Source organism: Stenotrophomonas sp. Nf1, from assembly GCF_003028475.1.
GTDB lineage: Bacteria > Pseudomonadota > Gammaproteobacteria > Xanthomonadales > Xanthomonadaceae > Stenotrophomonas.
This window is the reverse complement of record NZ_PYTV01000002.1, coordinates 205,258-231,201: the sequence shown is the minus strand read 5'-3', so window position 1 is coordinate 231,201 and position 25,944 is coordinate 205,258. Positions and strand designations below refer to the sequence as shown.

Sequence of the window (25,944 nt, the reverse complement as noted above, 5' to 3'; positions counted from 1 at the left end):
CGGTCAGGCGGTGCTGGCCGTTGCCAGCAGATGGTTGATCGCCCAGCGCAAGGCCAGGGGCTTGAACGGTTTGCTCAACAGCGACAGGCCCGCCGCCCGCACCGCCTCGCGGGTGGCGCTGCCGGTATCGGCGCTCAGGATCACGGTGGGGCGGGGGCCGTGCCGTACCGCCAGGCGCTTCCACAGCGCCACGCCGGTATCGCCATCGTCCAGGTGGTAGTCGAACAGCCACAACGCAGCCTGCTGCGCCGAGGGCCCGATGGCGGTGGTGTCCGTTGCTGCGGTGACCTCGCACCCCCATGACAGCAGCAGCTGCCGCAACGCCTGCAATGCCTCATCGTCGTTGTCGACAATCAGCACGTGAACGCCCTTGAGGGGGCTGTTGCCGATGGCCGCCGGTGCGGCGCTGGGCATGGCCGGTGGCGTGGCGCGTGCCACGCTGATCGAGAAGGCCGATCCGCGCCCCGGCGCGCTGCGCAGCTGTAGCGGTGCGTCCAGCAGGTCGGCGATGCCGCGGGCGATGGTCAGGCCCAGGCCCAGCCCCTGGCCGTTGCTGCGGTCGACCCGATGGAACTCCTCGAAAACGACCGCCTGCTGCTCCGCTGCGATACCCGCGCCACTGTCGTGGACGCCGATCGACAAGCGCTCCCCCTGCCGGCGGACCCCCAGCAGCACGCCGCCGTGGCGGGTATAGCGGATCGCATTGGCCAGGAAATTCTGCAGCACCCGGCGCAGCAGCAAAGGATCGCTGTGGACCCAGGCGCCGGTCCGCACGTAGCCGAAATGCAGCCCGCGGGCCGCGGCAAGCACGGCAAATTCCTGGGCCAAGGGGTCCAGTACGCTCGACAGCGCGAACGGTCGCGGATCGGCGACCAGTCCGCCCGCCTGCAGGCGCGAGATGTCCAGCAGACCCGACAGCAGGTCATCGGTGGAATCCAGCGCGCTGCGGATCTGGCGCAGGAAGCTGCCCAGGAACTCCGATTCGATGTGCTGCGACATGGCATCGGTCAGCAACTGCGCCGCATGCAGCGGCTGGATCAGGTCGTGACCGACGGCGGTGAGGAAGCGGGTCTTGGCCACATTGGCGCGCTCGGCCTCCTGCACGGCATGCTGCAACTGCGCGGTGCGCTCCTGCACGCGACGCTCGAGGGTTTCGTTGCTGCGCTTGAGCGCATCTTCGGCACGGCGGAAGGCGGTGACATCGGTGAACGTGGCGACGTAGCCGCCGCCCGGCATCGGATTGCCGCGGATCTCCACAATGGTGTCATCCGGGAACACGCGCTCGGACAGGTGCGGCGTGCCCCGCCGCATGTGTGCCACGCGACGCTGCAATGCCCTGGCAGGCGAATCACCGGCCGTGTTGCCGATGTCCAGTTGCCCCAGCGCCCACGCGGTCAGGTTCACCACCGGCTGCCCCACCTGCAACAGCTCCTGCGGGAACTTGAACAGCGCGGCATAGCGGCTGTTCCAGGCCACCAGCTGCAACTGCGCATCGACCACGCTGATGCCCTGGCTCATGTTCTCCAGCGCCGCCTCAAGCAGGCGCTGGTTGAAGCGCAGCACCTGGGTGGCTTCACCCACCGCGCGGGTGACCGCATCCAGCGGGGCGGCACCGCCGTCGCGCGCCGCTTCAACCAGCAACCGAGCCATGCCGGCGCCGACCACCGCCGTCAGCTCGCGCTCGATGGCCGTGACCCGATCGTCATCCAGCAGCTGTCCGGCGTGCCCTCCCATCAACTGGCGCGCACGTTCCTGCCCCAGGAAGCGACCTGCGGTCCTGCGCAGCGAGGCCGCCGCCACCGCGTCCTGGCGCGGCGGCAGTGCCGGCCGCACCGCGCGTGCCACCAGCACCACGGTCAGCAGATTGACCGCCAGGCTGGCCCCCATGCTGAGCGCGATATGCCCCGGCTGCAGGCGCAGCGAGACCACGCTCAGCCAGTGCAGCGCGTCGGTGTCGGCCGGCGACGACGCGGTGGGGATCACCATCGGCAGCAGCACCAGCCACAGCCAGGCCAGCGAGCCCAGCAGAATGCCGGCGATGATCGCCGGGGAGGGCGTGCGCGGGCGATAGACCGCCAGCAGCACGGCCGGTGCCAGCTGCGAGAGCGCGGTGAACGACATCAGGCCGAAGTCGCTGAGCGCTTCGGTGCCGCTCATCGCGCGGCTGTACAGCCACGCCATCAGGAACACGGCAACAATGCCGGCGCGGCGGAACGCCAGCACGCGCGGCCGCAGGTCGGCGCTGGCCACACCGTGTTCGATCCCGCCCAGCAGGCGCGAACCGAAGCCGTGGTTGCCGAGCATGATCGACAGCGTCAGGCCCGACAGGATCATCATGCCGGTGGCCGCGCTCAGGCTGCCCAGATAGGCCAGCAGGGCCAGCAGGTGGTGGCCGCCGGCCTGCGGCAGGGCCAGCACATACAGATCCGGCGTTACCGACGCCGGCAACGCCGCGCTGCCGGCCAGCGCCATCGGCACCGACGGCAGGCCGATCAGCAGCAGGTAGACCGGGAACATCCAGCGCGCCGTCTTCAGGTCCGACGGCTGGCGCAGCTCCACCACGCCCACGTGGAACTGGTGGGGCAGGGTGAAGGCAGAGATCGCACCGAGTGCGACCATGGTGAGGTAGTCCGGCACCACGGCCGGCGCGGGCAGCTGCGCCATCTTCTGCAGCAGCGGCGTTCCGGCCTGCTGCACCGAATGCGCGGCGTACAGGCCGATGGCCAGCAACGCCACCAGCTTCAGGATCGATTCCAGCCCCAGCGCCACCACGATGCCATGGTTGTGCTCGGTGGCCGACGCCTTACGCGCCCCGAACAGCAGGGTGAACGCAGCCATCGTCAGCGCGAACCAGAAGGACATGTCCAACTGCCAACCCACCGGAGCGAAGCGATCGCCCAGCAGCGCGCCCAGGCCCTGGCTGACCGCTTTCAGCTGCAGCGCGATGTAGGGAATGATGCCCAACAGCGCCACCAGGGTGATGGTGATGCCCAGCCCCTGATCGGCGCGCAGGCGTGCCACCACCAGGTCGGCGATGGTGGCGCTGTTGTGCTGCCTGGCCAGCCGACCCAGGCGCGCCAGGAAGGGCAGGCCGAAGGCAAAGATCAGCGCCATGCCGACCAGTGTCGGCGGAATCGGGACGCCCCACTGCACGCCCTGCGAGGCCGCCCCGTAATAGGTCCACGCCGTGCAGTGCACGGCCAGCGACAGCGCATAGATCACCGGCCAGACCCGGGCCAGCCGATGCCCGCGGCGCTCACCCCACAGCGCCACGCCGAACAGCAGTACGGTCCACGCAATGCAGGCGAACAGGACGACAGAGGGCGTCAACATCGCTCCAGTGTAGAGAGAACCCGGACCGGGCGGCGCTAGTCGGCCAGCACGATCAGTGACAGCTGCTCAGCCACCACTGCCAGCGCGCCATCGGCAACCCGCTCGACCACCTTGTGCTGGGTCAGCAGCCATTGCCCGGGCTGGCGCGGTTGCAGCGACAGCAACCGCGAGCGCACCTGCACTTCGGCCCCGCTGGCGACCGGTGCCAGGAAGCGCACCTTGTTCAAACCGTAATTCAGCACATGTGCAATGCCGGGGAAGCCGGCCAGGGCCGCCACGTCATCCTCCACCGTCAGCGACAGCAGCAGGAAGCCGTGCGCGATGGTCTGGCCGCCGGGCAGGTGGCCGCGCGCCCGCGCCGGGTCGACATGGATCCAGTTGTGGTCGCCGGTTGCATCGGCGAAGGCATCAATGCGTGACTGCGCCAGCTGCGTGGCGCGTCCCAGGCGCTCGCGTGCGGCCCACTGCTGCAGGGGCGCAAGCGCGGCGGGCAGCGCGCCGTCGCTCATCGCACCCGGTCCAGCAGGGCCAGGATCGCCTCACGCGCTTCGGGCTCGTTCAACATCGGCGCGTGGCCTACGTCGGGCACTTCCACCAGCCGTGCGGTGTCCGAGCTGCTGGCCATCTGCCGGGCAACATCGGCCGGCAGAATGTCCGACAGTGCGCCGCGTACCACCAGTACCGGCACCCGCGCGGTCAGGCCGCGCACCGCCCGCCACAGCACCGGGCGCAGCAGCCACAGCAGCCACGGCCGGGTGGTGCGGATCACCGCCGGGTCGTAGTCCAGCTCCAGCAATCCATCGCCGCGCGGCCGGAACGTGCGCACCGCCATCGCACGCCAGTCGTCCGGCCCAAAACGCGGGAACGCCGCTTTGCCGATCGATTCGACGTAGGCGGTGGCCTGCGGCAGATCCATCGGCGGCACCGGCTTGCCGGCATATTTGCCGATCCGCGCCAGTGCCTCGCGCGGCACCTTGGGGCCGGCATCATTGAGCACCGCTGCGGCGACCAGCTCGGGTGCACGCGAGGCCAGGGTGATGGTGACCAGCACGCCCAGCGAGGTGCCGACAAACACCGCCTTGCCGATGTTCTGCGAACGCAGCAGCGCCACCATGTCATCGGCATACGTGCGCGGGTTGTAGCTGGCCGGGTCCTTCGCACGCTCCGAGCCGGCGCGCCCGCGCAGGTCAACGGCGATCACCCGCCAGCCTGCCGCAGTGAGTGAATCGGCCAGCGCATCGAAGTCGGCACCGTTGCGGGTCAGGCCCGGGATGCAGACCACCGTGCCGCGCGGCACTTGCCCGGCGGCTGGGGCATGGTCGCGCGCATGCAGGCGCAGGCCATCGTTGCTGTTCCAGTACAGATCTACACAGGACTGCATCATGCAGAGGTTTCCTAGAAATCGTAGCGGACGCTCAGGCTATATTGGCGCGGCGGTCCGTAGAAGCCAATCAGGGTGCCGACCGCCGGGATGTTGTAACCGGTGGTGCGATAGGATTTGTCGGCCAGGTTGCTGCCCTGCAACGAGAAGGTCCAGGCATCGTCCAGGCGCCAGATCACACCGGCATTGACCAGCCCGTAACCGTCCTGGCGGATCACCGGGCTCAGATCGGTGGTCGGCCATACCTCGCTCTGGTAGCTGTAGCTCACCCGCGCCGAGAGATTGCCGCCGTTGGCCAGGTCGGTGCGGTACTCCACGTTCAACGCGCCGGAAAAATCCGGAGCATTGGTGAACTTCATCTGGTCGGCCACATTGACGCCGCGGTCCATGTACTCATCGTACCGGGTGTCCAGCCAGGCCAGATTGCCCGAGATCAGCCAGTGCCGGCTCGGCAGGTACTGGTACTCCAGTTCCAGGCCCTTGACGGTGCCGGCGCCGGCATTGGTGAAGTCGCCAAAGAACGAATCGTCGATGCCATCGCCATTGGTGTCCAGGCCGGTGAACACCGACAGCTGGATATCCTTGTACTTGTTGTAGAAGGCCGACAGGTTCAGGAACAGGCGCTGGTCGAGGAAGGCCATCTTGCTGCCCACCTCATAGCTGTCCACGGTCTCGTCATCGAACGGTTCGGCCGAGCGCGGCACCGCCACAGCATTGGCGCGGATGTTGTAGCCGCCGGACTTGAAGCCGCGCGTGGCCAGCCCGTAGACCATGATGTCCGGGGTGATCTGGTAATCCAGCGAGACCTTGGGCGAGACATTCTTGAAGTTGGTCTTCTTGTCGAAGTCTGCGGTCACCGCCACCGGCCGGCTGAAGCCCGGGTCGGCGTAGAGGCGGTTGAGCACGATCGCGCGCTTGTCCTCGTCGGTGTAGCGCGCGCCCAGGTCAAGCTTCAGCGCGCTGGTCAGGTCGAAGGTCCAGTCCGCGTACAGCGCGATGCTGTCGGTCAGCACCTTGCCCTGGTTGTCGGCGAACTGCGCGCTGAAGTAGTTGTTCTGGATCTGTCCACCGGCCTCGCCGCTGAACTGGTAGACGCCGACCACGCCACGCACGCGACCACCGGCATCGTAATTCAGCTGCACTTCGTTGCTGACCTGGTTGTCGTTGTAGGTGCCACTGACGTCGGCCAGCTTCACCGGCGTGGTGTCGAAATCGATGTTGGCCGCGCTGTCCGATTCGCGCTTGGCCACCACGTACTTCACCGCAACGTCTTCATTGGGCCGCCAGTTCACCGTGGCCGACGCGCCCTTGGTTTCCACATCGTTGAGGTTGCGCATGCCCGAACGGATGTCGTAACGGCTGTCCATCGGCGGGTAGGCGCGCAGGAACGGGTTGGGCGCCAGCATCTTCGAACCACGCATGCCGGACTGGTCGTCGATCCAGTCCAGTGCGAACTGCACGTCGAAGTCATCGCCGGCGTAGGCGCCCAGGTTCAGGCGCGCCGCGTTGATCTGCTTGTCGCTGACTGGCTGGCCAGTGAAGGTGTTCTCGCCGAAGCCATCGTGGTTCATGCTGGCCACCGCCACGCGGGCACGCAGGCCGCTGTCGGTGCCGCCGATGGGGCCACCGATGGCCGCCTTGGCGTCCAGCTGGCTGTAGTTGCCCACCGTGACCTGGGCAAAACCCTCGGTCTGCGTGGGCAGGCCGCGCGAAATGTACTTGATCGCACCGCCAATGGTGTTCTTGCCGTACAGCGTGCCCTGTGGCCCGCGCAGCACTTCGATGCGCGACACATCGAACACATCCAGCAAGGCGCCTTGCGGCCGCGCGATGTAGACATCATCCAGGTAGATGCCCACGCCAGGGTCTGCGCCCCAGGTGGGGTCGGACTGGCCGATGCCGCGGATATAGGCAGTGACCGTGCTGCTGGCGCCACGCGCCGCGTAGATGGTCAGGTTGGGCACCTGCGCATCGAGGTCGCTGATGTCCTGCACGTTCATCCTGTCCAGCGCCTCGGAGGTGAACGCGGTGACCGCCACCGGCACTTCCTGCAGGGTTTCCTCGCGCTTGCGCGCGGTCACCTTGATGCTGTCCAGGTTGGTCGGGGTGGCAGAGCGGGCCGTGGCCGGTCCGGTCGCCGGCGCCTCCTGCGCCAGCGCCGGCGCGGAGGCCAGCAGCATGCCGATCATCAGGCTCAAGCCATTCCGTTTCATTCCATCCTCCCCAGGCAGGTCCATTGCAGATGGCCCGATGCCACCCCTGCTGCCAAGGCTAGCGGTGTCATCCGGCGCTCACGAGTGGACCTAGGTCCAGTCGGCAGCCGCGTGCGGATGCGGATACTGGCCACGCGCCCCCCGCCGCACGTGCTGCCCGGTACCCCGTCATCCACGACTCATGCAGGAGGATCTGGCCATGAAACCCGCATTCGATTCAAACAAGGCGATGTTGCTGGTGCTGTGCATCTGGCTGGCCACGGCAGGCAGCGCCTTCGCTGCCGCGCCGGCCGGGCACTGGGACATCGCCCTGTACGGCAATCTGTTCGGCGTCCGCGAATATCAGGTCTGGGTACCGGCCGGCTACGACGGCGCCCAGCCATTGCCGCTGCTGCTGGTCCTGCACGGCTGCGTCAACGGCCCGAACCTGATGGGCGAGGCCTCGGGGTTCAACGATGTGGCCGATACCGAGGGCTTCATCGTGGTCTATCCACGGCAGAACGTTACCTCCAACCCGGCGCGCTGCTGGAACTGGCAGCTGCCGATCAACCAGGCCCGCGACAGCGGCGAGCCGTCGATCCTGGCCGGCATCGTCGACAAGGTAAAAGCCGACTACAGCGTGGATCCGCATCGGGTCTATGTGACCGGCATTTCGGCCGGCGGTGCGATGACCTCGATCATGCTGGCCTGCTACTCGGATGTGTTCGCCGCCGGCGCCATCCATTCCGGTGGCATGTTCAAGGGTGCCACCACCATTTCCGGCAGCGCCTATGCGCTCCTGGCCGGCAGCATCTATTCGCCGGACAGCAACGGGCGCCTGGCCTGGCAGTGCTCGGGCTCGCCCTCGCCACGGCCGCTGCCGGTACTGGTGTTCCATGGCAGCGCCGATCTCACCGTCAACCCGGTGAACGGGCAGCAGGCCGTGCGCCAGTTCCTGCAGACCAACGACCTGGCCGATGATGGCCTGGACAACGATTCGGTGAAGTACCAGCCGACCAGCACCTATCACGGCCAGGTACCGGGTGGGCGCGCGTACACCGTGGATACCTACCGCTACGGCGGCCGCACGCTGGCCCAGCATTACGTGGTGCAGGGCATGGGCCACGCCTGGAGTGGCAGCCAGTCGGGCCTGCCGTTCACCGACCCGAAGGGGCCCGATGCCACGTTGATCACCTGGCTGTTCCTGAAGGATTACCAGCGCTGAGGGGAGGGGCCGTCGCCCAGGCAGGCATGGCCAGCGAGAACGCTACCATCGCCGGGGAAATCACCAACACCGAGCTCATGCGTTAGGTGCTTAGGCTCCGGAAGGACCTGAGCCTGCTGGCCCGGAAGTTCTCCTGACCGGCGGTGATGGCGGCAGCAGCGACCGCAAACCGGCCGCTGCTTCAGCCTCATCATTCATCTCAAGCCGGTGTACTCAGCGCGCGGCCTGCTTTCGCAGCAGCCAGGCTGCAATGGCTTCACCGACCTGATCAGGAGCGTCTTCCTGCGGGTAGTGCCCGCCTTCCACAACGATCTCGTCCTGGTTGCGCCAGCTTCGTACACGCTCGATCAGCCGTGGGCTGTAGGTTCCCGGGTCGGCACGCAACCACAGCTTGGGAACAGGGCTGGAACCGAGCCACTCCTCGTTCTTCAGGAAGGCGTCGGCAACTTCAGCCGGAGCGCCATCGATCGGGATCTGTCGTGGCCATGCAAGCATCGTCCGACGGTCTTCGCCCGGGCGCAGGAAGGGGCGACGATACTCGGCGGCTTCCTCATCGCTGAAGTTCCTGCGCGTGCCCTTCAGCAGACTGCGCTCAAGGAAGGCATTCTGCAGCAGGATCAGATGCTCGCCCTCGTCGGAGCGCACGGACTGGAAGAACTGCCGCGGTCCGTCCGGCAGCTCTTCCGAGCGGATGGCGGCAACCAGACCCTCCATGTGGATGAGGGCCTGGGTCGCACCGCCGTGGCGTCGGGCCCAGTCAAACCCAAGCGGGGCACCCCAATCGTGCATTACCAACGTTACGGCATGGTCGATGTGCAGCGCGGCGAGGAAGGCGTCGAGGTACAACTGATGCTGCTTGAGGGAATAGAGGGCATCTCCCGGCCCGAGCTTGTCCGAATCACCCATGCCGATCAGATCCGGGGCAACAACCCGGCCGATGCTCTGCAGATAGGGAATGATGTTGCGCCACAGGTAGGATGAGGTGGGATTTCCATGCAGCAGCACGATCGGATCACCGGTGCCTGCCTCGATATAGGCCATGCTGCGCCCGTTGGCGTTGACTGTCTTCTTGTGGAAGGGGTGCATGTGCTTCTCCTGGGGAGGGTCGCGTACGGGGTGCGCTGCGGGGGATAGAATCGCCACGGGACGGTCCCGTCGGGGTTCGTAGTCTAGAATGACAACATGTTGTCATTCGGGAAACATGTTGTCAACTTACAAAAGGCGTCATGCATGCAACAAAGCGACCCAAAAACCAGCGCCGGCCTTGAGCTCTGTGGCCTGATCTTCACGGTGCTCCGCCTCAACGGCCGCCTGGTCTCGGCGGGCGACCGCATCGCTGCGCCGTTTGGCCTGACCAGCGCCCGCTGGCAGATCCTTGGCGCAGTGGCCATGAGCCCATCCGTCACCACCGTGGCAGGCCATGCCAGGACGATGGGGCTGACCCGGCAAGGGGTGAATCGAATCGTCGGCGAGCTGGTCGCAGACGGCTACCTGAAGCTTCAGGACAACCCGGGCCACCGCACTGCGAAGCTGGTGGTGATGACGCCGGAAGGGCAACGGGCGCTGGACAACTGCATGCGGGCCCAGGCGCCGTGGGCGAACGAGGTCTCCGAGGGCTTGAGCCCGGCCCGGATCGCGAACGCGCACAAGCTTCTGCAGGAAGTGCTGCTACGCACCGACCAGCACGCACAGGAGTGATTCCTGCGGCGCCCCCGGTGGGGTGCCTGATGGCACCTCCTGTGGCGCTGGGCCCTCGGCTATCGTGAGCGCCCGTTCCCACGCCTTCCCAAGTGCGCACGCATGGACGCCACACCGAACACGGTCCGAACCCGGCGCTGGCTTTGCGCCTTCGTCCTGTCCACCGCGCTGCTGGCCGCCGGCTGCGCCGATACAACAGTGCCGGCCAAGGATCTGGGGTTGGATATCGACGAGGTGGCCCAGACCCTGATTGAGCAGCCGTTGCTGCACTCGGCCTCGATCGGCGTGGTCCACCGTGGCCAGACGTTCATCCGTCATCGTGGCGACATGCAGTCCGGAAAACCCGGTGCGCCGACCGATGCCACCCTCTATGAGATCGGCTCGTTGAGCAAGACCCTGGCCGGCACGCTGGTGGCCAATGCGGTGCTGGAAGGCAAGCTGGGGCTGGATGACGACGTTCGCACCTACCTGCAGGGCGACTATCCGAACCTGCAGTACCAGGGCGCGCCGATCCGCATCCGCCACCTGCTGTCGCACACCAGTGGCCTGCCGAACATGCTGCCGGAGCGCGCGAACACCATACTGGCCGGCTTCACCGATCACCGCACACCGGCTGAACTCAACACCCTCTACGCCGGCTACGGCAAGGCGGATTTCCTCAACGATCTGCACGCGGTGCGGATCCCCCGGATGCAGGGCAACGAGTACGCGTACTCCAGTGCCGGAACCCAGCTGACCGCGCATATCCTGGAACGGGTCTATGGGCGTGACTATGAGGCGCTGCAACGTGCGTTCTTCAGCGACGCGGCTGGAATGACCGGCGTCACGATCACCCTCAGTGGCGCCGACGCATCGCGACTGGCGGTCGGCTACCACAGCGACAATCCGGTGCCGACCACGCCCATGCCGGAGTTGCCATGGGGTGCGTCCGGCAATGTGAAGGCCACCGTCCCCGACATGGTGAAGTACCTGCAGTTCCAACTGGCCAACGGGCCGGTGGTGAAGGAGTCGCACCGCACCTTGGCCCGGTTCGACGACGAATTCAGCATCGGCTACTTCTGGAACATCGTTGCCGGCGATCAGCTGAAGGGCATCTACTATGCCCATCATGGCGGCGTGCCCCGCTCGCAGTGCTATATCTACGTCATGCCGAAGCACGACCTGGGCATCTTCGTCATCACCAACCAGAGTGGCGAGCAGACCGCGCACGCCATGGAGGCGGCCGTCGATGCGCTTGTGCAAAGGATCGCCGCGCGCGAAACCGCAGCGAACCCGGCTGCGTCCCCCTGAAGGAGGACGCGCTGCCTGGCATCAGGCCAGAGCGGAGAGCTCCTCACGCACCAGCTTCGCCCCCGCGCTGAGTGCGCGCAGCTTGCCGCGTGCCACCGCGCGCGGCAGCGGGGCCATGCCACAGTTGGTGCTCGGGTAGAGCTTGTCGGCATCGACGAACTGCAGCGCCTTGCGCAGGGTATTGGCCACGTCCTCCGGCGTTTCAACCGTGTGCGAGGCCACGTCAATGGCGCCCACCATCACCTTCTTGCCGCGTACCAGCTCGATCAGGTCGATCGGCACATGCGAGTTCTGGCATTCCAGCGAAATGATGTCGATGCTGGAGCGCTGCAGCTTCGGGAACGACTCTTCGTACTGGCGCCATTCCGAACCCAGCGTCTGCTTCCAGTCGGTGTTGGCCTTGATGCCGTAGCCATAGCAGATGTGCACGGCGGTCTCGCACTTCAGCCCTTCAACCGCCCGTTCCAGCGCTGCCACGCCCCAGTCGTTCACTTCATCGAAGAACACGTTGAAGGCGGGCTCATCGAACTGGATGATGTCCACGCCGGCCGCCTCCAGTTCCTTCGCTTCCTCGTTGAGCAGCTTGGCGAACTCCCAGGCCAGCTTCTCGCGGCTCTTGTAGTGGGCGTCGTACAGCGTGTCGATCATGGTCATCGGGCCGGGCAGGGCCCACTTGATCGGCTGCGCGGTCTGCCGGCGCAGGAACCTCGCGTCCTCCACGAACACCGGCCTGGGGCGGCTGACCGCGCCGACCACGGTCGGCACGCTGGCGTCGTAGCGGTTGCGGATGCGCACGGTCTCCCGCTTCTGGAAGTCGACACCGCTGAGGTGTTCGATGAAGGTGGTCACGAAATGCTGCCGGGTCTGCTCGCCATCGCTGACGATATCGATGCCGGCGTGCTGCTGTTCCTGCAACGAAAGGCGCAGGGCGTCCTGCTTGCCTTCAACCAGGCCGTCATCCTGCAGCTTCCAGGGTGACCACAACGTTTCCGGCTCGGCCAGCCAGGAGGGCTTGGGCAGGCTGCCCGCGGTGGAGGTGGGGAGCAGTATCTTCGTCGGCATTGCGGCGTGTTTCCTAGGGGGCGAATGAAAAGCGATGGATCAGCGGGCAGCCCACTGCTCAAGCACGGCGCGGTAGGGCTTGATGAAGTGTTCTTCGGTGAAACGGCCCTGCTTGACCGCCAGCTGGCTGCGCTCTTCGCGGTCGTACACGATGCGGGTGGAGGAATAGTCCTGGTGCTTCAGACTGGGCTGGTAGACCTTGCCGGCCACCGAATTGGCGTTGTAGATCTCCGGGCGGTAGATCTTCTGGAAGGCTTCCATGGTGGCGATGGTGCCGATCTGCTCCAGGTTGGAGTAATCGCCCAGCAGATCGCCGCGGAAGTAGAACGCCAGCGGCGCGACGCTGCCCGGCGGCATGAAGTAGCGCACCTGCAGGCCCATCTTGTCGAAGTACTGGTCGGTGGCGGAGAACTCGCCCTGGCGGTATTCCATGCCCAGGATGGGGTGGTGGTTGCCGGTGCGATGGTAGGTCTGGCTGCTGGACACGCTGATGCAGATCACCGGCGCCTTGCTGAAGTTGGCGCGGTAGGCCTCCGACTGCAGGAAGTGCTTGAACAGCTTGCCGTGCAGGTCACCGAAGCCTTCCGGAATGCCGAACGTCGCCTTGCCTTCGTTGCTGGCCGGCAGCACCACGCTGAAGTCGTAGTCGCGCACATACGACGAGAAGTTGTTGCCGACGATGCCTTCGATGCGCGCGCCGGTGCGGGTATCGACGATGGTCGGCCGCAGCACCTCAATCAGCGGAAATGGGTCAGCATCGCTGGCATCGTCGATATGCATCTCCACCGAGATGATGTCCAGCTCCACGCTGTAGCGATCGGCGCCCGGGTTGTCCCAGTGCGCCAGATCGTTGAAGCGGTTGTTGATCATGCCCAGCGTGTTGCGCAGGTTCTGCTGGCGCGCGTCACCTCGGGCCAGGTTGGCGAAATTGGTGGTGATGCGCGTGCCGTCAGCGGGTTGGTAGTCCTCGTTGAAGGGAATGCGCGAGATGCGGAAGGTAAAGGTGTCGGTGGTCATGGGCGGCGTTCCGTGGTGCAAGGTGGCATCCGAAGGCAAAGGGGGAGGGGCTTCGGCATTCAAAGCGTGGCAAAGGTTTCGGCCACGGCTGGCGCGCGACGGCGCGGCAGCGCCAGCAGCGGCAGCGCCCGCTGAACGGCCAGCCGCGCCCGCTCGATCAGGGCATGGCTGTGCAGCCGGCCGTCGGCGAAATCGCGGTCGGTGGCGTACACGCCCAGCGGCAGGGTGCGGGCCTGGAAGAAGCTGAAGAGCGGCCGCAGCTGGTGGTCGATCATCAGCGCGTGGCGCTCGCTGCCGCCGGTGGCGGCCAGCAGGATCGGGGTATCGACCAGCGCATCCTGGTCGACGAAGTCGAAGAAGTGCTTGAACAGGCCGGTGTATGAGCCGCGGTAGACCGGCGTGGCCACCACCAGCACATCGGCCTGTTCGACGCTGGCCAGCGCGTACTGCACGGCGTCCGGCAGTTGTGTGCGCCACAACACACCGGCAAGCTGCGGGGCCAGTTGGCCCAGCTCGATCAGCTGCGGGTCGCTGGGCACGTGCTCGCCAATCACATCGAGCAGGTGCTCGCACAGGGTGGCGGCGCGCGACGGGCGCTGGAGTCCGCCGGAAACGGCGACGGTACGGAGGGGGCGGGTGGGCGAAAGCATGACCCGATGCTAGCCAGCGCCTTGCATGACGTAAAATGGTATTACTTCACCAATCCATGAGCAGGATTCATCGTCATGCTGGAACGGATCCACCTGAGCATCGTGCAGCAGGTCGAGCAGCAGGGCTCGCTCACCGCCGCCGCCGGCGTGCTCAACCTCACCCAGTCGGCGCTGAGCCACAGCATGAAGAAGCTCGAGCAGCAGCTGGGCACCGATATCTGGCTGCGCGAGGGCCGCAGCCTGCGCCTGACCCAGGCCGGGCAATACCTGCTGGCCGTGGCCAACCGGGTACTGCCGCAGCTGGACCTGGCCGAAGAGCGGCTGGGCCAGTTCGCCCAGGGCGAGCGCGGCACGCTGCGCATCGGCATGGAATGCCACCCCTGCTACCAGTGGTTGCTGAAGATCGTCTCGCCCTACCTGGCTGCGTGGCCGGATGTGGATGTGGACGTGAAGCAGAAGTTCCAGTTCGGCGGCATCGGCGCCTTGTTCGGCTATGAGATCGACCTGCTGGTCACGCCGGATCCGTTGCTGAAGCCCGGCCTGAAGTTCGTTCCGGTGTTCGATTACGAACAGGTGCTGGTGGTGGCCAAGGACCATGCCCTGGCCAGGGTGGACCATGTAAAGCCGCGCCAGCTCGCCCAGGAAGTGCTGATCAGCTACCCGGTGCCGTTCGAGCGGCTGGACATCTACAACCAGTTCCTGTTGCCGGCAGGCATCACCCCACGGCGGCACAAGGCCATCGAAACCACCGACATCATGATGCAGATGGTGGCCAGTGGCCGCGGCGTGGCGGCCATGCCACGCTGGCTGGTGGAGGAGTACGCCGCGCGCATGGATGTGGTGCCGGTACGCCTGGGGGCAAAAGGCATCCCCAAGCAGATCTATCTGGGCGCGCGCCAGAGCGACACCGGCATCGACTACCTGGAGGCCTTCATCGAGCTGGCCCGCCACAGCACGCCCATCGCCCGCGCCGCACACGGGGCTGCGTGATGTCCGCACGGCTTTCCGCGCGGGCGCACGCCTTCATCAACGCCTTTTCATTGGAAGTCAGCGCCAAGGCGCTGCCGGCGCTGCGCGAACAGGCTGCCCGCATCGCACCCGGCACGCGGGTCTCCATCCCCTATCTGGCCAGCGAAGACGACGAGGCACGGCTGGCCGCGGCGCGCGCGGTGCGCGAACTGGGCTTTGCACCGATGCCGCATGTGTCCGCACGTCGCGTGCCGTCGCGCGCGGCGCTTGAGCACTTCATCGGCCGCGCCGTCAGCGAGGCCGGCGCCGAGTGCTGCCTGTTGATTGCCGGCGATCTGTCCACGCCCGCCGGCCCCTTCGCAGACAGTGCCTCGATCATCGGGACCGGCATCCTCGAGCGCGCCGGCATCAAGGCGGTCGGCATCGGCGGGCACCCGGAAGGCCATCCGGTGATGGACGATGCGCAGCGCTGGCAGGTGCTGGCGCACAAATGCCAGGCCATCGAAGCACGCGGCATGGCGCCGATGATCGTCACCCAGTTCGCGTTCGATGCCGACCGGGTGTTGGCCTGGCTGCACGCGCTGCGTGGCCATGGCATCAGCCATCCGGTGCTGCTGGGCGTGCCGGGCCCCGCCAGCATTGCGCGGCTGGTGCGCTACGCCACGATGTGCGGCGTGGGTGCCAGCACCTCGATGCTGGCCCGTTATGGCATTTCGATGGGCCGGTTGCTGGGAACCGCAGGCCCGGAGGCGTTCGTGGATCGCCTGATGCAGGGCTTGCGCGACGACGATGGCCCGGTCAGTCCACACCTCTTCCCGTTCGGCGGCATCGCCCCCTCGCTGGACTGGATCGACGCGTATCGGCAGCGTGGCACCCCAGGCGCCCGCTGAAAAGTCTGGCCCACGCGCAATCGAGGCCCGCTTTTGCGGGCTTCGTCCAGCCACAGAGGCGTTTCGTCGCAGGTCTTCTTCCGCAGCGGCGTGTTCGGCTAGGCTGCGCGCACTGACTGCCAGATGGAAGGGACCCATGAACCGATGGTTGTTGCTGGCCCTTGCCGCATTGCCCTGCGCCGCTGGCGCGGTGGTGATCCGTCACGACGTTGACGATGCCCGCTACCGCATCGAGGCCGCCGCGTTCCCGGCACTGGCCGACATGCCGGGCGAAGGGCATGGCGTTCTGATCGCGCCGCGCTGGGTGCTTACCGCAGCGCATGCGGCGCCGATGGAAGGCATGGGCGCAACCGTGGCTATCAACGGGACGAGCTACGGCGTCGAACGGGTCGTCCTGCATCCCGGCTTCAAGCGCCTGCCGGAAGACCTGGGGAAAGAGGCCATGGCCACCGGCAGCGCGTCCAAGATCCATGCGTTCCTGGCCACCTCCGATGACATCGCGCTGGTCAGGCTGGCGGCGCCGGTCAACGATGTGCTGCCGGTCGATCTCTATCGCGGTACTGGCGAGGCCGGGCAGGTTGCCGCGCTGATAGGGAAGGGCGCCACCGGCACCGGCGCCACTGGGCTGGTGCCGGGTGGGTCGCATCGCACGTCGTTGCGTCGGGCCTACAATGCCATTACCGGTGGCAATGATCGCTATCTCTGGTATCGCTTCGACGCGCCGCCGCAGGGGCTGCCGCTGGAAGGCGTGCTGGGCAGCGGCGACAGCGGCGGTCCGCTGCTGATCACCGTGGGCGACCAGCCGCAACTGGTGGGCCTGGGCTCGTGGATCACCGCCGTGCCCGAGCATGCGCTGGAAGCGGGCTTCTACGGGCAGATGGTCTACAACGTCCGCGTCTCACGCTACATCGACTGGATCGAGAACGTGATGAGCCGGAGGCCCCCTTTGTAGAGCCGAGCCATGCTCGGCTAAAGCTCTCCACCACACCGAGCATCCCCCGGCACACCACCTGCCATCCACTGCATCACCCGATCCATCAAAACAGGCTCCGGCACGCCGGCAGACATCTGTTCCAGCGCGCCCAACGGCTCCATCTGCCATCGCAGGAAGGCCCGCAACGGCAGAACATCCGGCGCCCGCTGCTCGGCATCCAGTGATACCTGCATCAGCAGATGCTGCGGCCGCCGTTCCAGCCACAGCACCGGAACGCCCCGGCAGTGAATCTGCAAAGGCGCGCCTTTCGGCGTATCGACGAACTGGAAGCCCTGCCGTGGCCGCTCCTCCACGAACTGCATTGCCTGGCGGCGCAGCTGCGAGAAGCGATCGTCGGAGATGAGCTGGAACACGAGCTGCTCGGGCACGGGCGGCGATGGCCATCGAAGCCGCACCGCCACCACCACGGCAAGGCTCAGCACGGTGGTGGCCCAGCGGAACCAGACCACTCAGACCTCCGGGCGCACCCGCGTACTGGCGTGCGCGGTCAGCCCCAACCCGGCCATGATCAGGCCCTCCATCACGCGGGGGCCGACGTACTGCGCCAACTCGCCGTTCTCGCGGGCGCGTTGTGCGGCCAGCAGAATCTCCATCACCACCCGCAGACCCGCCAACGAGCAGTCGGTGTCCGCAAGGGCGATACGCCGCCCGGGCAGCTGATGGCGCTCTGGCCACGGCTGGCCATCGGAGGCCGCGCCTGCGCCAATGCTGTGCAGCAGGGCGATGAGCGTGTTCGCGTCCGGCGCGGGCCCATTCGCAGGCGGGTCGTGGATCGGGTGTGGGGCAGGGGAGTGCGGCGTGGTCATGGCGGGGCTCCTTGCGTGCAGGCAGAAGCCGCCACCGATAAAGGTGGCGGACGATGCGTGGTTCGAAACCCCGTGTGTGGATGACCGGGCAGGCTCAAGGCCTCCACGCACCGCCCGCCATAGCCGGCCGACGGATTGCCAGCCGACACCGCACAGGGCGGTGCCGGCTGGCAAGCGCTAACTACATCCACACAACCGGGGTTTCGAATCCCGGCCACCCGTTTTTGGTGGCACAGAAAGGAATACGCCCAGTTGTGCAGGAAGCCAAGGCCGTGAGGGCAATGCCGTCACAGAACTTGACGCTTTCTGCATTGTCGCACACCGCGAAAGCGCGCGAGAGGCTTGCCCTGCAAGGGATGCCGGCAGTAGGCAGCGGGTAGGTCCTAAGTGCCTTTCAGCCCAAGGCGCGGGGCGCGGAAGGTGTCATATACGACACGTTGTCGCATCTGCGTCGCCATCGCGGTGCTGCGCGCGGAGCCAATTGCTCACGTGGCGCGTGAAGCCTGTCGGTCCGGTCAACGCTGGGGATGGCGCATGTCTGGCGGGCAGCTCACGAGGCCGGCGTTGCTGATCGCCTGCCGCGTGCCACAGGCAGGGCAGGCCAGCACGGTGCCCCCAGCCACATGCTCCATGTCCTGCTCGCTCCAGACACTGGCCGCCCCGCAGGCCGTGCAGGTGGCTTCAATCTGCAGCGCACGGGCCAACCCGCCCTCTGCGCCCAGCCGGTAGGTGAGGTTGGTGATCTTGAAAATGCCGGTATGACTCATCGGAACGCCAGATTAGGTCTACAGCAGAAAGATAGGGCCGGGCAGATGGCAGGAGCGTTGATGCGGTGTTGAGGCGAGGTGGAACCGGATTCAGTCACCACCACGCGAACTGAATTCCTCAAGCCTGGCACGGCTGACCGATTGGTGATTGCCGCAGCCCGGGCAGCTGAGCGCAGCCGCCCCATCGAGGTCGACCAGCCCGTGGCCGGGAATGGCGCGGAACTGCCTGGAGCATTTCAGGCAGGCGCAATCAATGCGGGTGACCTGCAGCAGGGTGCCATCTGCACGTGTCACTCCTTCGACGCTTGTTACATAGAACTGTCCGATGTCACGCATGAAGATGAACAAAGCCCTGAACGTGGGGCGCCCATCATGCCTGCTGGCACGCGACCCAGGGCCGGGTGAATTCTGAAGAGTTAAGAATGCGGCGCCGGGGTGCATCTTGAACGGGATGCTAGAGTGTGAGTGCGTGCCGACGTGGCACTGCTTATCCAAGGCGAAGACCATGCCCATCCGGGCCGTTGTATATGCAAGTGAAGTAGCCGTAGGTCTTTCGATTGAACATCTGGAAGCGCTGGTCGCCGATGCGGCGAGGTTCAACAAGGTTGCCGGCGTGACCGGCGTGCTGCTGCACGATGGCGTTCGATTCGTGCAGTACTTCGAAGGCCCCGAAGACGGGGTCGCCAGCGTGTATGAGCGTGTCCTGCAATCGAACAGCCACACCGGCATTGTCGAGCTGGCGCGAGGCCGTGTTTCAACCCGGCAGTTTCCCTATTGGTCGATGCAGCAGCTTCCCGCCGACCAGCTTCTGGTGGGCAGGCTGGCCAGGGCCGACTGGTCGCGCTTCAAGATCAGCGAACCGGAAGACATCGCAGGTTCGGTGTGGGGTATCGATGTACTGGCGGCCGCCGTGGCGCCACACGTGCAGGCCGCCTAGCCGACACGCGGATCAGGGTCGGGCGTGACGCGGTGCGCGTCACGCGATCATTCCCATCACCCACATTCACCCTGCAGCAGCGAGAATACAGCTCTGGGCGCGCACAGGTGCGCGTCGCTCACTGCCTGCAGGATCGCAAAGATGTCCCACATCCCCTTTGGTGAATCGTCATGTGCCGCCGCAGCGAGCGGCTGCGTGGAGGTGCGCGGCGCGCGCGAGCACAACCTCAATAACGTTGATGTCTCCATACCGCGCAACGCGCTGGTGGTGTTCTCCGGGGTCTCCGGTTCCGGCAAATCCTCGCTGGCGTTCGGCACTGTGTTCGCCGAGGCGCAGCGGCGCTACTTCGAATCGGTCGCGCCCTATGCCCGGCGCCTGATCGACCAGGCCGGCGTGCCCGATGTGGATGCCATCGACGGGCTGCCGCCCGCGGTGGCATTGCAGCAGCAGCGCGGTGCCAGCAATGCACGCTCATCGGTGGGCAGCGTCACCACGCTGTCCAGCCTGGTGCGCATGATGTATTCGCGCGCCGGCGCGTACCCGGCCCACCAGCCGATGCTGTACGCCGAGGATTTTTCGCCCAACACGCCGCAGGGCGCCTGCAGTACCTGCCACGGGCTGGGGCATGTCTATGAGGTGACCGAGGCCTTGATGGTGCCGGACCCGTCGCTGAGCATCCGCGAGCGCGCCATCGCGTCGTGGCCGCCGGCATGGCACGGGCAGAACCTGCGCGACATCCTGGTCACGCTGGGCTACGACATCGACGTGCCGTGGAAGAAGCTGCCGAAGAAGGACCGCGAGTGGATCCTGTTCACCGAGGAGACGCCGAGCGTGCCGGTCTATGCCGGCTTCACACCTGCCGAGACCCGCGCCGCGCTCAAGCGGAAGCTCGAACCCAGCTACATGGGTACCTACACCGGCGCGCGTCGCTACGTGCTGCACACCTTTGCCAACACCCAGAGCGCGCTGATGCGCAAGCGGGTCTCGCGCTACATGGAAGGCAAGCTGTGCCCGGCCTGCCATGGCAAGCGCCTGAAGCCGGAAGCACTCTCGGTCACCTTTGCCGGCGTGGATATCGGTGAGTTCATGCGGCTGCCGCTGGATCAACTGGCTGATCTGCTGGAACCCATCGCGCAGGGTGACTTCAGCGCGCAGCGCCAAGGCGCACGCGCCAGCGGCAGCGCCACACGTCGCGACCGCGCCGCGCGGGCCGCCAGTGGCCGCGCCGTCCATGCGGCGGCCCCCGACGTGCGGCTGACGTCGGCCCTGTCGGAAGAGAAGCGGCTGGCGGCACAACGGCTGGCCGAAGGGGTGATGGCGCGCGTACGGCACCTGCGTGCGCTGGGCCTGGGTTACCTCTCGCTGGATCGCGCCACGCCAACGCTCTCGGCCGGCGAACTGCAGCGGCTGCGGCTGGCCACCCAGCTCAGCTCGCTGCTGTTTGGCGTGCTGTATGTGCTCGATGAACCTTCTGCGGGCCTGCATCCGGCCGACAGCCAGGCGCTGTACGACGCGCTGGACCGCCTGCGTGATGGCGGCAACTCGGTGTTCGTGGTCGAACATGATCTGGAACTGATGCGCCGCGCGCAGTGGCTGGTGGATGTGGGGCCCGAAGCCGGAGAACGGGGAGGGCGCGTGCTGTACAGCGGCACGCCCGATGGCCTGCGTCAGGTGCAGGATTCGCGCACCGCCCTGTACCTGTTCGACCAGGTGCCGGCAGCGGTCAGCCGCCAGCGCAGCGCCGCCAGCTGGCTGGAACTGAAAGGCATCCACCGCCACAACCTGAAGGGCGTGGATGCGCAGGTGCCGCTGGGGCTGCTGACCGCAGTGACCGGCATTTCAGGTTCAGGCAAATCCAGCCTGATGGCACAGGCGCTGCCGGAGCTGATGCTGCTGCACCTGGGCCACGAGCCGGCGGACGACAGCGCGGAGAACGCGCCTGCCGAAGGCCCCACCGTCATTGAAGCGACACGCGGCCAGCTGGCAGGCGACGTGGACGCCATCCAGCGGGTGGTGCAGGTGGACCAGAAGCCGATCGGCCGCACGCCGCGCTCCAATCTGGCCACCTATACCGGCCTGTTCGACCACGTGCGCAAGCTGTTCGCCGCCACCCCGGCCGCGCGCCGGCGCCGCTTCGATGCCGGTCGCTTCTCGTTCAACGTGGCCAAGGGCCGATGCGAGACCTGCGAAGGCGAGGGCTTTGTCAGCGTCGAGCTGCTGTTCATGCCCAGCGTCTATGCGCCATGCCCCACCTGCCTCGGCGCCCGCTACAACGAAGCCACGCTGAAGGTGCTGTGGAACGACCGCAACATCGCCGAGGTCCTGCAGATGACGGTGGACCAGGCGCAGGCATTCTTCATCGAGGAAGAGCCCATCGCCCGGCCGCTGCAGCTGCTGCAGGAGATCGGCCTGGGCTATCTGCGGCTGGGCCAGCCGGCTACCGAACTCTCCGGCGGTGAGGCGCAACGCATCAAGCTGGCCACCGAACTGCAGCGCAGCCAGCGCGGGCGCACGCTTTACGTGCTGGACGAACCCACCACCGGCCTGCACGCCTCGGACGCGGACAGGCTGCTGGTGCAGCTGCAACGGCTGGTGGACGCGGGAAACACGGTGGTGATGATCGAGCACGACATGCGCGCGGTCGCCCAGGCCGACTGGGTGATTGACGTAGGGCCGGGCGCAGGCAGTGCTGGTGGCACCATCGTGGCGAAGGGAACGCCGCAGCAGCTCGCCCGCGCGAAAGGCAGCCGAACCGCCCCCTTCCTCGCGCGCGAGCTGCCTGCTCTGTAGAGCCGAGCCACGCTCGGCTATAACCCCTCATCACCAGCGTGCCCCGCGCCAGCCGGGCAGCATCGTGGCTGCGCGCGCGGGTCGCCCTCCACCCTCATTCGTGGCGTTTGAGACCGTCCGGGAGCGCGCCAACCGTGCGCGCCATCACGCAATTCGTGAGGCAATTGACATTCCCCAGCGGCTTCGTGATAGTCCGCGGCAGGCTCAGGGGTGAGCCCATAGCAGGGATGTTATGAACCAGGCACATGCGGCCCTTGCGGTCGCGGACGGGGAGAGAGGGGGCGCTTCCCAGGATACGGTCGATCTAGGCCTGCGCGGACTGGTGCTGCTTGCGCAGTACCATGGCGTAGCGGCAGACGCGGGGCAGTTGTCGCACGCGTTCGCGGCCAGCGGTGAGTCCTTCGACCAAACCACCCTGCTACTGGCAGCGCGCCAGCTGGGCCTGAAGGCCAGCGTCGCGCGGATACCCATTGCGCGCCTGCCAATGGTCAGCCTTCCCGCACTGGCATGGGACACATCGGGGCAGGCATTCCTCATCGCACGCATCCACGGCGAAGAGGTGCTGATCCATGACCTGGCGCAACGGCGCCCGCGCCAGATGACCCTCGACGAACTGGACGCATGCTACGCCGGCACGCTGCTGCAGGTGGCATCACGGGCCTCGGTGCTGGGGCAGCTGGCACGCTTCGATTTCACCTGGTTCATTCCTGCAATCATCAAGTACCGCAGGATGCTGGCGGAGGTGTTCATCGTCTCCCTCTTCATCCAGCTGTTCGCACTGGTCACGCCACTTTTCTTCCAGGTGGTGATGGACAAGGTTCTGGTCCACAACGGCCTGACCACCTTGGACGTGATCGCCATCGGGCTGGTGTGCATGGCGCTTTTCGAAGTGGTGCTCAGCGGCCTGCGCACCTATGTCTTCGCGCACACCAGCAGCAAGATCGATGTTGAGCTGGGCGCACGGCTGTTCCGGCATGTCATGACGCTGCCGCTGGCCTATTTCGAATCGCGCAGGGTCGGCGACACCATCGCGCGCGTGCGCGAACTGGAGAACATCCGGGGATTCCTGACCGGCAATGCGCTGACATCGGTACTGGACCTGCTGTTCACCGTTGTGTTCCTCGCCGTCATGTTCTGGTACAGCGGCTGGCTGACCCTGATCGTGGTGCTTTCGTTGCCGGTCTACGCGCTGATCTCTGCGGGCATCACGCCGGTTCTTCGCCGGCGGTTGCAGGACAAGTTCGCGCGGGGGGCTGACAACCAGTCCTTCCTGGTCGAAACGGTCAGCGGCATAGGGACGGTCAAGGCGATGGCCGTTGACCCGCAGGCCACACGCACCTGGGACAACCAGCTGGCGGGGTATGTCAACGCCAGCTTCGGTGTCACCCGTGCCGCCACGGTGGGGCAGCAGAGCGTCCAGCTGGTGCAGAAGCTGGTGGGGGTGGCAATCCTGTTCTTCGGTGCCAAGCAGGTACTGGAGGGAAAGCTGTCACTGGGCCAGTTGATCGCGTTCAACATGCTGTCCGGCCAGGTGGCCGCGCCGATCATCCGGCTGGCCCAGCTCTGGCAGGACTTCCAGCAGGTGGGCATTTCCGTGGAGCGGCTGGGCGACATCCTCAACACCCGTACCGAACTGCCGGGCAGCCGCGCGGCCCTGCCGCCGATCCAGGGCGGCATCAGCTTCGAGCGCGTGCAGTTCCGTTACCGGCCCGAAGCCCCCCAGGTCCTGGATGGCATCGATCTGGAGATCAAGCCCGGTGAGGTCATCGGTATCGTCGGCCGATCGGGCTCGGGCAAGAGCACGCTGACCAAGCTGGTGCAGCGGCTCTACATTCCCGAGCGTGGCCGCGTACTCATCGATGGGCACGACCTGGCGCTTGCCGATCCGGCATGGCTGCGCCGCCAGCTGGGAGTGGTGCTGCAGGAGAACTTCCTGTTCAACCGCAGCATCCGCGACAACATTGCCCTGGCCGACCCGGGAGTGCCCTTGGAGCGTGTGATCCGCGCCGCGACGCTGGCCGGTGCGCATGACTTCATCGTCGCGCTGCCCGAAGGCTACGACACGATTGTCGGTGAGCACGGCGCCGGACTCTCCGGTGGGCAGCGGCAGCGGGTGGCCATCGCCCGTGCGTTGATCACCGAGCCACGCATCCTGATCCTGGACGAGGCCACCAGCGCACTGGACTACGAATCGGAGCATGCCGTGATGCGCAACATGCAGGCCATCTGCAAGGGCCGTACCGTGCTGATCATTGCGCACCGATTGTCCACGGTCCGCCATGCCGACCGGATCGTGGTGGTGGAGAAGGGCCGCATCGTCGAGTCCGGCAGCCACGCCGAGCTGGTTGATCGCCCCGGCGGCGCCTACCAGCGGCTGCACACCCTCCAGGCGGGCACGCCATGAAACACGTGCTCGAAGGATGCGCGGCGTTCGTACAGCGCTATTACGGCGCGTTCCGTGCACACTGGGCGGCGCGGCACGCACACCAGACGCCGGCGCGCCAGCGGGCGGAGCGCGAGTTCCTGCCCGCTCACCTGGAGCTGATCGAGACCCCCGTCTCGCCGACAGCGCGCTGGACGGCCTGGATCATCATTGCCTTCTTCTGCATCGCGCTGCTCTGGGCCTGCCTGGGCAAGCTGGACATCGTGGCGGTGGCGCCCGGAAGGATGGTGGCTGACTCGCGCACCAAGATCGTGCAGCCGCTGGAGACGGCCGTTGTGCGGCGTATTCTGGTGCGCGACGGTCAGCAGGTCGCGGCCGGGCAGCCGCTGATCGAACTGGATACCACCGCCAGCGGCGCAGAGCTGAGCCAGGTGGACGCGGCGCTGACAGAATCACGCATGACCGCACTGCGGCTGGCCGCGATGATCGAGGCGATGTCCTCGGGGCAGCGACCACAACTGCCGCAGGCCGAAGGGATCGCCGATGCACGACGCACCGCCGAGCAGCAGCTGCTGCTGAGCCAGTTCGACGCGCTGCAGGCCAACCGGCTCAGGTTGCAGGCGACCATCGACCAGCGGGCGGCGGAGATCCAGACCACCTCCGAGGCCATCGCGCCGATGGCCGAGCTTGCACGGATCACCAAGGTGCGTGCGGAGGACTATGCGCGGCTGGTGCAGGGCAACTACGTTGGGCGCCATGACTACCTGCTGCGCGAACAGGAGCGGATCAGCGCCGAGCGGGATCTTGCCGTGCAGCACAATCGCCTGCGTGAGCTGAAAAGTTCACTGGCCACCGCGCAGGAAGAATTGCGGGTGCTGCTCACCGAATCCAAGCGGCAGTTCCTGGAGCAGCTGCGCGAAGCACAGCAGCAGATCGCACAGGGAACGCCAGAACGGGACAAGGCTGGGCAGCGCAACCGCTTGATGACCCTGCGCGCGCCCGTGGCCGGCACCGTGCAGCAGCTGGCCGTGCACACCGTCGGCGGCGTGGTCACGCCGGCCCAGGAGCTTCTGGCCGTGGTGCCTCGGGAGTCGCTCGAGGTGGAGGCCACCATCCTCAACAAGGATATCGGCTTCGTCCGCGCCGGGCAGGCCGTTGTTGTAAAGGTGGAAAGCTTCCCGTACACGCGCTACGGCTATCTGACCGGGCGCGTGGTCAGCGTCTCGCACGACGCGGCCCAACACGAAACCCTGGGCTCGGTCTTCCCTGCACGGATCCGCCTCGATGGCAGCACCCTGGATATCGATGGCGTGGTGGTGGGTATGAGCGCGGGCATGGCGCTCAGCGCCGAGGTGAAGACCGGCAAGCGACGGGTGATCGACTACCTGCTCAGTCCCTTGCGGCGGCATGCCGGGGAAGGGCTGCGCGAGCGCTAGTACCAGCCTCCAGCGAACGCGCGCGCAAGCGCGCAATCCGGTTCGCAGGGCGTTCGTTGTTCGAGTGGAAACGCTGTTGAAGATGCTGGCGGGATCCCCGCTCGGCAGGCTCCTGTTCCAACCC

Annotated in this window: 22 protein-coding genes; 10 read left to right on the top strand and 12 right to left on the bottom strand. The window is 66.5% G+C overall.

Annotated features, from left to right (window positions below):
- Nucleotides 1–3: 3 nt before the first annotated feature.
- The 4 genes from C9412_RS04915 to C9412_RS04900 are packed head-to-tail and all read right to left on the bottom strand — an operon-like array spanning nucleotide 4 to nucleotide 6,927.
- The gene (locus C9412_RS04915; RefSeq protein WP_107230588.1) at nucleotides 4–3,333 is read right to left on the bottom strand and encodes a PAS-domain containing protein; all 3,330 of its coding nucleotides are present in this window, start codon (nucleotides 3,331–3,333) and stop codon (nucleotides 4–6) included.
- 35 nt (nucleotides 3,334–3,368) lie between these two features.
- The gene (locus tag C9412_RS04910; protein WP_107230587.1) at nucleotides 3,369–3,842 is read right to left on the bottom strand and encodes a MaoC/PaaZ C-terminal domain-containing protein; all 474 of its coding nucleotides are present in this window, start codon (nucleotides 3,840–3,842) and stop codon (nucleotides 3,369–3,371) included.
- Nucleotides 3,839–4,717, bottom strand: a complete 879-nt coding sequence (locus C9412_RS04905) for an alpha/beta hydrolase (protein ID WP_107230586.1) — start codon at nucleotides 4,715–4,717, stop codon at nucleotides 3,839–3,841. Before C9412_RS04905 ends, C9412_RS04910 begins: the two co-directional genes overlap by 4 nt.
- Before the next feature lie 11 nt (nucleotides 4,718–4,728).
- Entirely contained in the window at nucleotides 4,729–6,927 is a 2,199-nt protein-coding gene (locus tag C9412_RS04900; protein ID WP_258189997.1) for a TonB-dependent receptor, read from the bottom strand.
- A 199-nt stretch (nucleotides 6,928–7,126) separates the two neighbouring features.
- On the opposite strand from C9412_RS04900, the gene C9412_RS04895 reads away from it, so the two are divergent.
- A complete protein-coding gene (locus C9412_RS04895; RefSeq protein ID WP_107230877.1) occupies nucleotides 7,127–8,131 on the top strand; it encodes a PHB depolymerase family esterase in 1,005 nt (334 codons plus the stop codon).
- A gap of 213 nt (nucleotides 8,132–8,344) precedes the next feature.
- Here C9412_RS04895 and C9412_RS04890 read toward each other — a convergent pair whose 3' ends face one another.
- Nucleotides 8,345–9,217, bottom strand: coding sequence for a haloalkane dehalogenase (locus C9412_RS04890; protein ID WP_107230585.1), 873 nt, complete (start codon nucleotides 9,215–9,217; stop codon nucleotides 8,345–8,347).
- A 144-nt stretch (nucleotides 9,218–9,361) separates the two neighbouring features.
- Here C9412_RS04890 and C9412_RS04885 point away from each other — a divergent pair, with 144 nt between their 5' ends.
- Entirely contained in the window at nucleotides 9,362–9,829 is a 468-nt protein-coding gene (locus C9412_RS04885; protein ID WP_181358666.1) for a MarR family winged helix-turn-helix transcriptional regulator, read from the top strand.
- 102 nt (nucleotides 9,830–9,931) lie between these two features.
- Entirely contained in the window at nucleotides 9,932–11,119 is a 1,188-nt protein-coding gene (locus C9412_RS04880) for a serine hydrolase domain-containing protein (RefSeq protein WP_107230583.1), read from the top strand.
- 21 nt (nucleotides 11,120–11,140) lie between these two features.
- Here C9412_RS04880 and C9412_RS04875 read toward each other — a convergent pair whose 3' ends face one another.
- From C9412_RS04875 to msuE, 3 genes are read right to left on the bottom strand one after another with little or no spacing between them, the layout of a single operon-like run.
- On the bottom strand, nucleotides 11,141–12,181 hold the full coding sequence (locus C9412_RS04875; RefSeq protein WP_107230582.1) for a methionine synthase: 1,041 nt from the start codon (nucleotides 12,179–12,181) through the stop codon (nucleotides 11,141–11,143).
- Between the two features lie 39 nt (nucleotides 12,182–12,220).
- On the bottom strand, nucleotides 12,221–13,198 hold the full coding sequence (locus C9412_RS04870) for a DUF1852 domain-containing protein (protein WP_107230581.1): 978 nt from the start codon (nucleotides 13,196–13,198) through the stop codon (nucleotides 12,221–12,223).
- A 59-nt stretch (nucleotides 13,199–13,257) separates the two neighbouring features.
- Nucleotides 13,258–13,848 (bottom strand): FMN reductase, encoded by a 591-nt coding sequence (gene msuE, locus C9412_RS04865; RefSeq protein ID WP_107230580.1) that lies wholly within the window; start codon nucleotides 13,846–13,848, stop codon nucleotides 13,258–13,260.
- A gap of 75 nt (nucleotides 13,849–13,923) precedes the next feature.
- Here msuE and C9412_RS04860 point away from each other — a divergent pair, with 75 nt between their 5' ends.
- From C9412_RS04860 to C9412_RS04850, 3 genes are all read left to right on the top strand, one after another.
- A complete protein-coding gene (locus tag C9412_RS04860; RefSeq protein ID WP_107230579.1) occupies nucleotides 13,924–14,838 on the top strand; it encodes a LysR family transcriptional regulator in 915 nt (304 codons plus the stop codon).
- Nucleotides 14,838–15,707 carry a methylenetetrahydrofolate reductase gene (locus tag C9412_RS04855; protein WP_107230578.1) on the top strand — a complete coding sequence of 290 codons (870 nt, stop codon included), beginning with the start codon at nucleotides 14,838–14,840 and terminating at the stop codon, nucleotides 15,705–15,707. Before C9412_RS04860 ends, C9412_RS04855 begins: the two co-directional genes overlap by 1 nt.
- 136 nt (nucleotides 15,708–15,843) lie before the next feature.
- Nucleotides 15,844–16,659, top strand: a complete 816-nt coding sequence (locus C9412_RS04850) for a trypsin-like serine protease (protein ID WP_107230577.1) — start codon at nucleotides 15,844–15,846, stop codon at nucleotides 16,657–16,659.
- Nucleotides 16,660–16,676: 17 nt separating this feature from the next.
- Here the strand turns inward: C9412_RS04850 and C9412_RS04845 are convergent, their stop codons facing one another.
- The 4 genes from C9412_RS04845 to C9412_RS04830 all read right to left on the bottom strand — a co-directional run bounded on the left by C9412_RS04845 (nucleotide 16,677) and on the right by C9412_RS04830 (nucleotide 18,610).
- Nucleotides 16,677–17,150: a hypothetical protein gene (locus C9412_RS04845; RefSeq protein WP_107230576.1), complete on the bottom strand. Its 474-nt coding sequence runs from the start codon at nucleotides 17,148–17,150 to the stop codon at nucleotides 16,677–16,679.
- Complete coding sequence (locus C9412_RS04840) at nucleotides 17,151–17,507, bottom strand: hypothetical protein (protein WP_107230575.1); 357 nt, start codon at nucleotides 17,505–17,507, stop codon at nucleotides 17,151–17,153.
- A 515-nt stretch (nucleotides 17,508–18,022) separates the two neighbouring features.
- Nucleotides 18,023–18,274, bottom strand: coding sequence for a hypothetical protein (locus C9412_RS04835; protein WP_107230574.1), 252 nt, complete (start codon nucleotides 18,272–18,274; stop codon nucleotides 18,023–18,025).
- 90 nt (nucleotides 18,275–18,364) lie between these two features.
- Entirely contained in the window at nucleotides 18,365–18,610 is a 246-nt protein-coding gene (locus tag C9412_RS04830; RefSeq protein WP_107230876.1) for a hypothetical protein, read from the bottom strand.
- Nucleotides 18,611–18,779: 169 nt separating this feature from the next.
- Between C9412_RS04830 and C9412_RS04825 the strand changes: the two genes are divergently transcribed.
- The 4 genes from C9412_RS04825 to C9412_RS04810 all read left to right on the top strand — a co-directional run bounded on the left by C9412_RS04825 (nucleotide 18,780) and on the right by C9412_RS04810 (nucleotide 25,820).
- Nucleotides 18,780–19,211 carry a BLUF domain-containing protein gene (locus tag C9412_RS04825; protein ID WP_107230573.1) on the top strand — a complete coding sequence of 144 codons (432 nt, stop codon included), beginning with the start codon at nucleotides 18,780–18,782 and terminating at the stop codon, nucleotides 19,209–19,211.
- Between the two features lie 141 nt (nucleotides 19,212–19,352).
- Nucleotides 19,353–22,001, top strand: coding sequence for an excinuclease ABC subunit UvrA (locus C9412_RS04820; RefSeq protein WP_107230572.1), 2,649 nt, complete (start codon nucleotides 19,353–19,355; stop codon nucleotides 21,999–22,001).
- A 232-nt stretch (nucleotides 22,002–22,233) separates the two neighbouring features.
- Complete coding sequence (locus C9412_RS04815; protein WP_107230571.1) at nucleotides 22,234–24,405, top strand: type I secretion system permease/ATPase; 2,172 nt, start codon at nucleotides 22,234–22,236, stop codon at nucleotides 24,403–24,405.
- Nucleotides 24,402–25,820 (top strand): HlyD family type I secretion periplasmic adaptor subunit, encoded by a 1,419-nt coding sequence (locus C9412_RS04810; RefSeq protein WP_107230570.1) that lies wholly within the window; start codon nucleotides 24,402–24,404, stop codon nucleotides 25,818–25,820. The genes C9412_RS04815 and C9412_RS04810 overlap by 4 nt, the downstream gene beginning before the upstream one ends.
- The last annotated feature ends 124 nt before the right edge of the window (nucleotides 25,821–25,944 follow it).

Bases quoted from the DNA above. Each gene is read 5' to 3' on its own strand.
- C9412_RS04830 (WP_107230876.1), bottom strand. From the start codon at position 18,610: ATGCGTGACATCGGACAGTTCTATGTAACAAGCGTCGAAGGAGTGACA.
- C9412_RS04840 (WP_107230575.1), bottom strand. From the start codon at position 17,507: ATGACCACGCCGCACTCCCCTGCCCCACACCCGATCCACGACCCGCCT.
- C9412_RS04880 (WP_107230583.1), top strand. From the start codon at position 9,932: ATGGACGCCACACCGAACACGGTCCGAACCCGGCGCTGGCTTTGCGCC.
- C9412_RS04870 (WP_107230581.1), bottom strand. From the start codon at position 13,198: ATGACCACCGACACCTTTACCTTCCGCATCTCGCGCATTCCCTTCAAC.
- C9412_RS04875 (WP_107230582.1), bottom strand. From the start codon at position 12,181: ATGCCGACGAAGATACTGCTCCCCACCTCCACCGCGGGCAGCCTGCCC.
- C9412_RS04860 (WP_107230579.1), top strand. From the start codon at position 13,924: ATGCTGGAACGGATCCACCTGAGCATCGTGCAGCAGGTCGAGCAGCAG.
- C9412_RS04900 (WP_258189997.1), bottom strand. From the start codon at position 6,927: ATGAAACGGAATGGCTTGAGCCTGATGATCGGCATGCTGCTGGCCTCC.
- C9412_RS04850 (WP_107230577.1), top strand. From the start codon at position 15,844: ATGAACCGATGGTTGTTGCTGGCCCTTGCCGCATTGCCCTGCGCCGCT.
- C9412_RS04820 (WP_107230572.1), top strand. From the start codon at position 19,353: ATGTCCCACATCCCCTTTGGTGAATCGTCATGTGCCGCCGCAGCGAGC.
- C9412_RS04835 (WP_107230574.1), bottom strand. From the start codon at position 18,274: ATGAGTCATACCGGCATTTTCAAGATCACCAACCTCACCTACCGGCTG.
- C9412_RS04915 (WP_107230588.1), bottom strand. From the start codon at position 3,333: ATGTTGACGCCCTCTGTCGTCCTGTTCGCCTGCATTGCGTGGACCGTA.
- msuE (WP_107230580.1), bottom strand. From the start codon at position 13,848: ATGCTTTCGCCCACCCGCCCCCTCCGTACCGTCGCCGTTTCCGGCGGA.
- C9412_RS04815 (WP_107230571.1), top strand. From the start codon at position 22,234: ATGAACCAGGCACATGCGGCCCTTGCGGTCGCGGACGGGGAGAGAGGG.
- C9412_RS04825 (WP_107230573.1), top strand. From the start codon at position 18,780: ATGCCCATCCGGGCCGTTGTATATGCAAGTGAAGTAGCCGTAGGTCTT.
- C9412_RS04810 (WP_107230570.1), top strand. From the start codon at position 24,402: ATGAAACACGTGCTCGAAGGATGCGCGGCGTTCGTACAGCGCTATTAC.
- C9412_RS04910 (WP_107230587.1), bottom strand. From the start codon at position 3,842: ATGAGCGACGGCGCGCTGCCCGCCGCGCTTGCGCCCCTGCAGCAGTGG.
- C9412_RS04905 (WP_107230586.1), bottom strand. From the start codon at position 4,717: ATGATGCAGTCCTGTGTAGATCTGTACTGGAACAGCAACGATGGCCTG.
- C9412_RS04855 (WP_107230578.1), top strand. From the start codon at position 14,838: ATGTCCGCACGGCTTTCCGCGCGGGCGCACGCCTTCATCAACGCCTTT.
- C9412_RS04885 (WP_181358666.1), top strand. From the start codon at position 9,362: ATGCAACAAAGCGACCCAAAAACCAGCGCCGGCCTTGAGCTCTGTGGC.
- C9412_RS04895 (WP_107230877.1), top strand. From the start codon at position 7,127: ATGAAACCCGCATTCGATTCAAACAAGGCGATGTTGCTGGTGCTGTGC.
- C9412_RS04890 (WP_107230585.1), bottom strand. From the start codon at position 9,217: ATGCACCCCTTCCACAAGAAGACAGTCAACGCCAACGGGCGCAGCATG.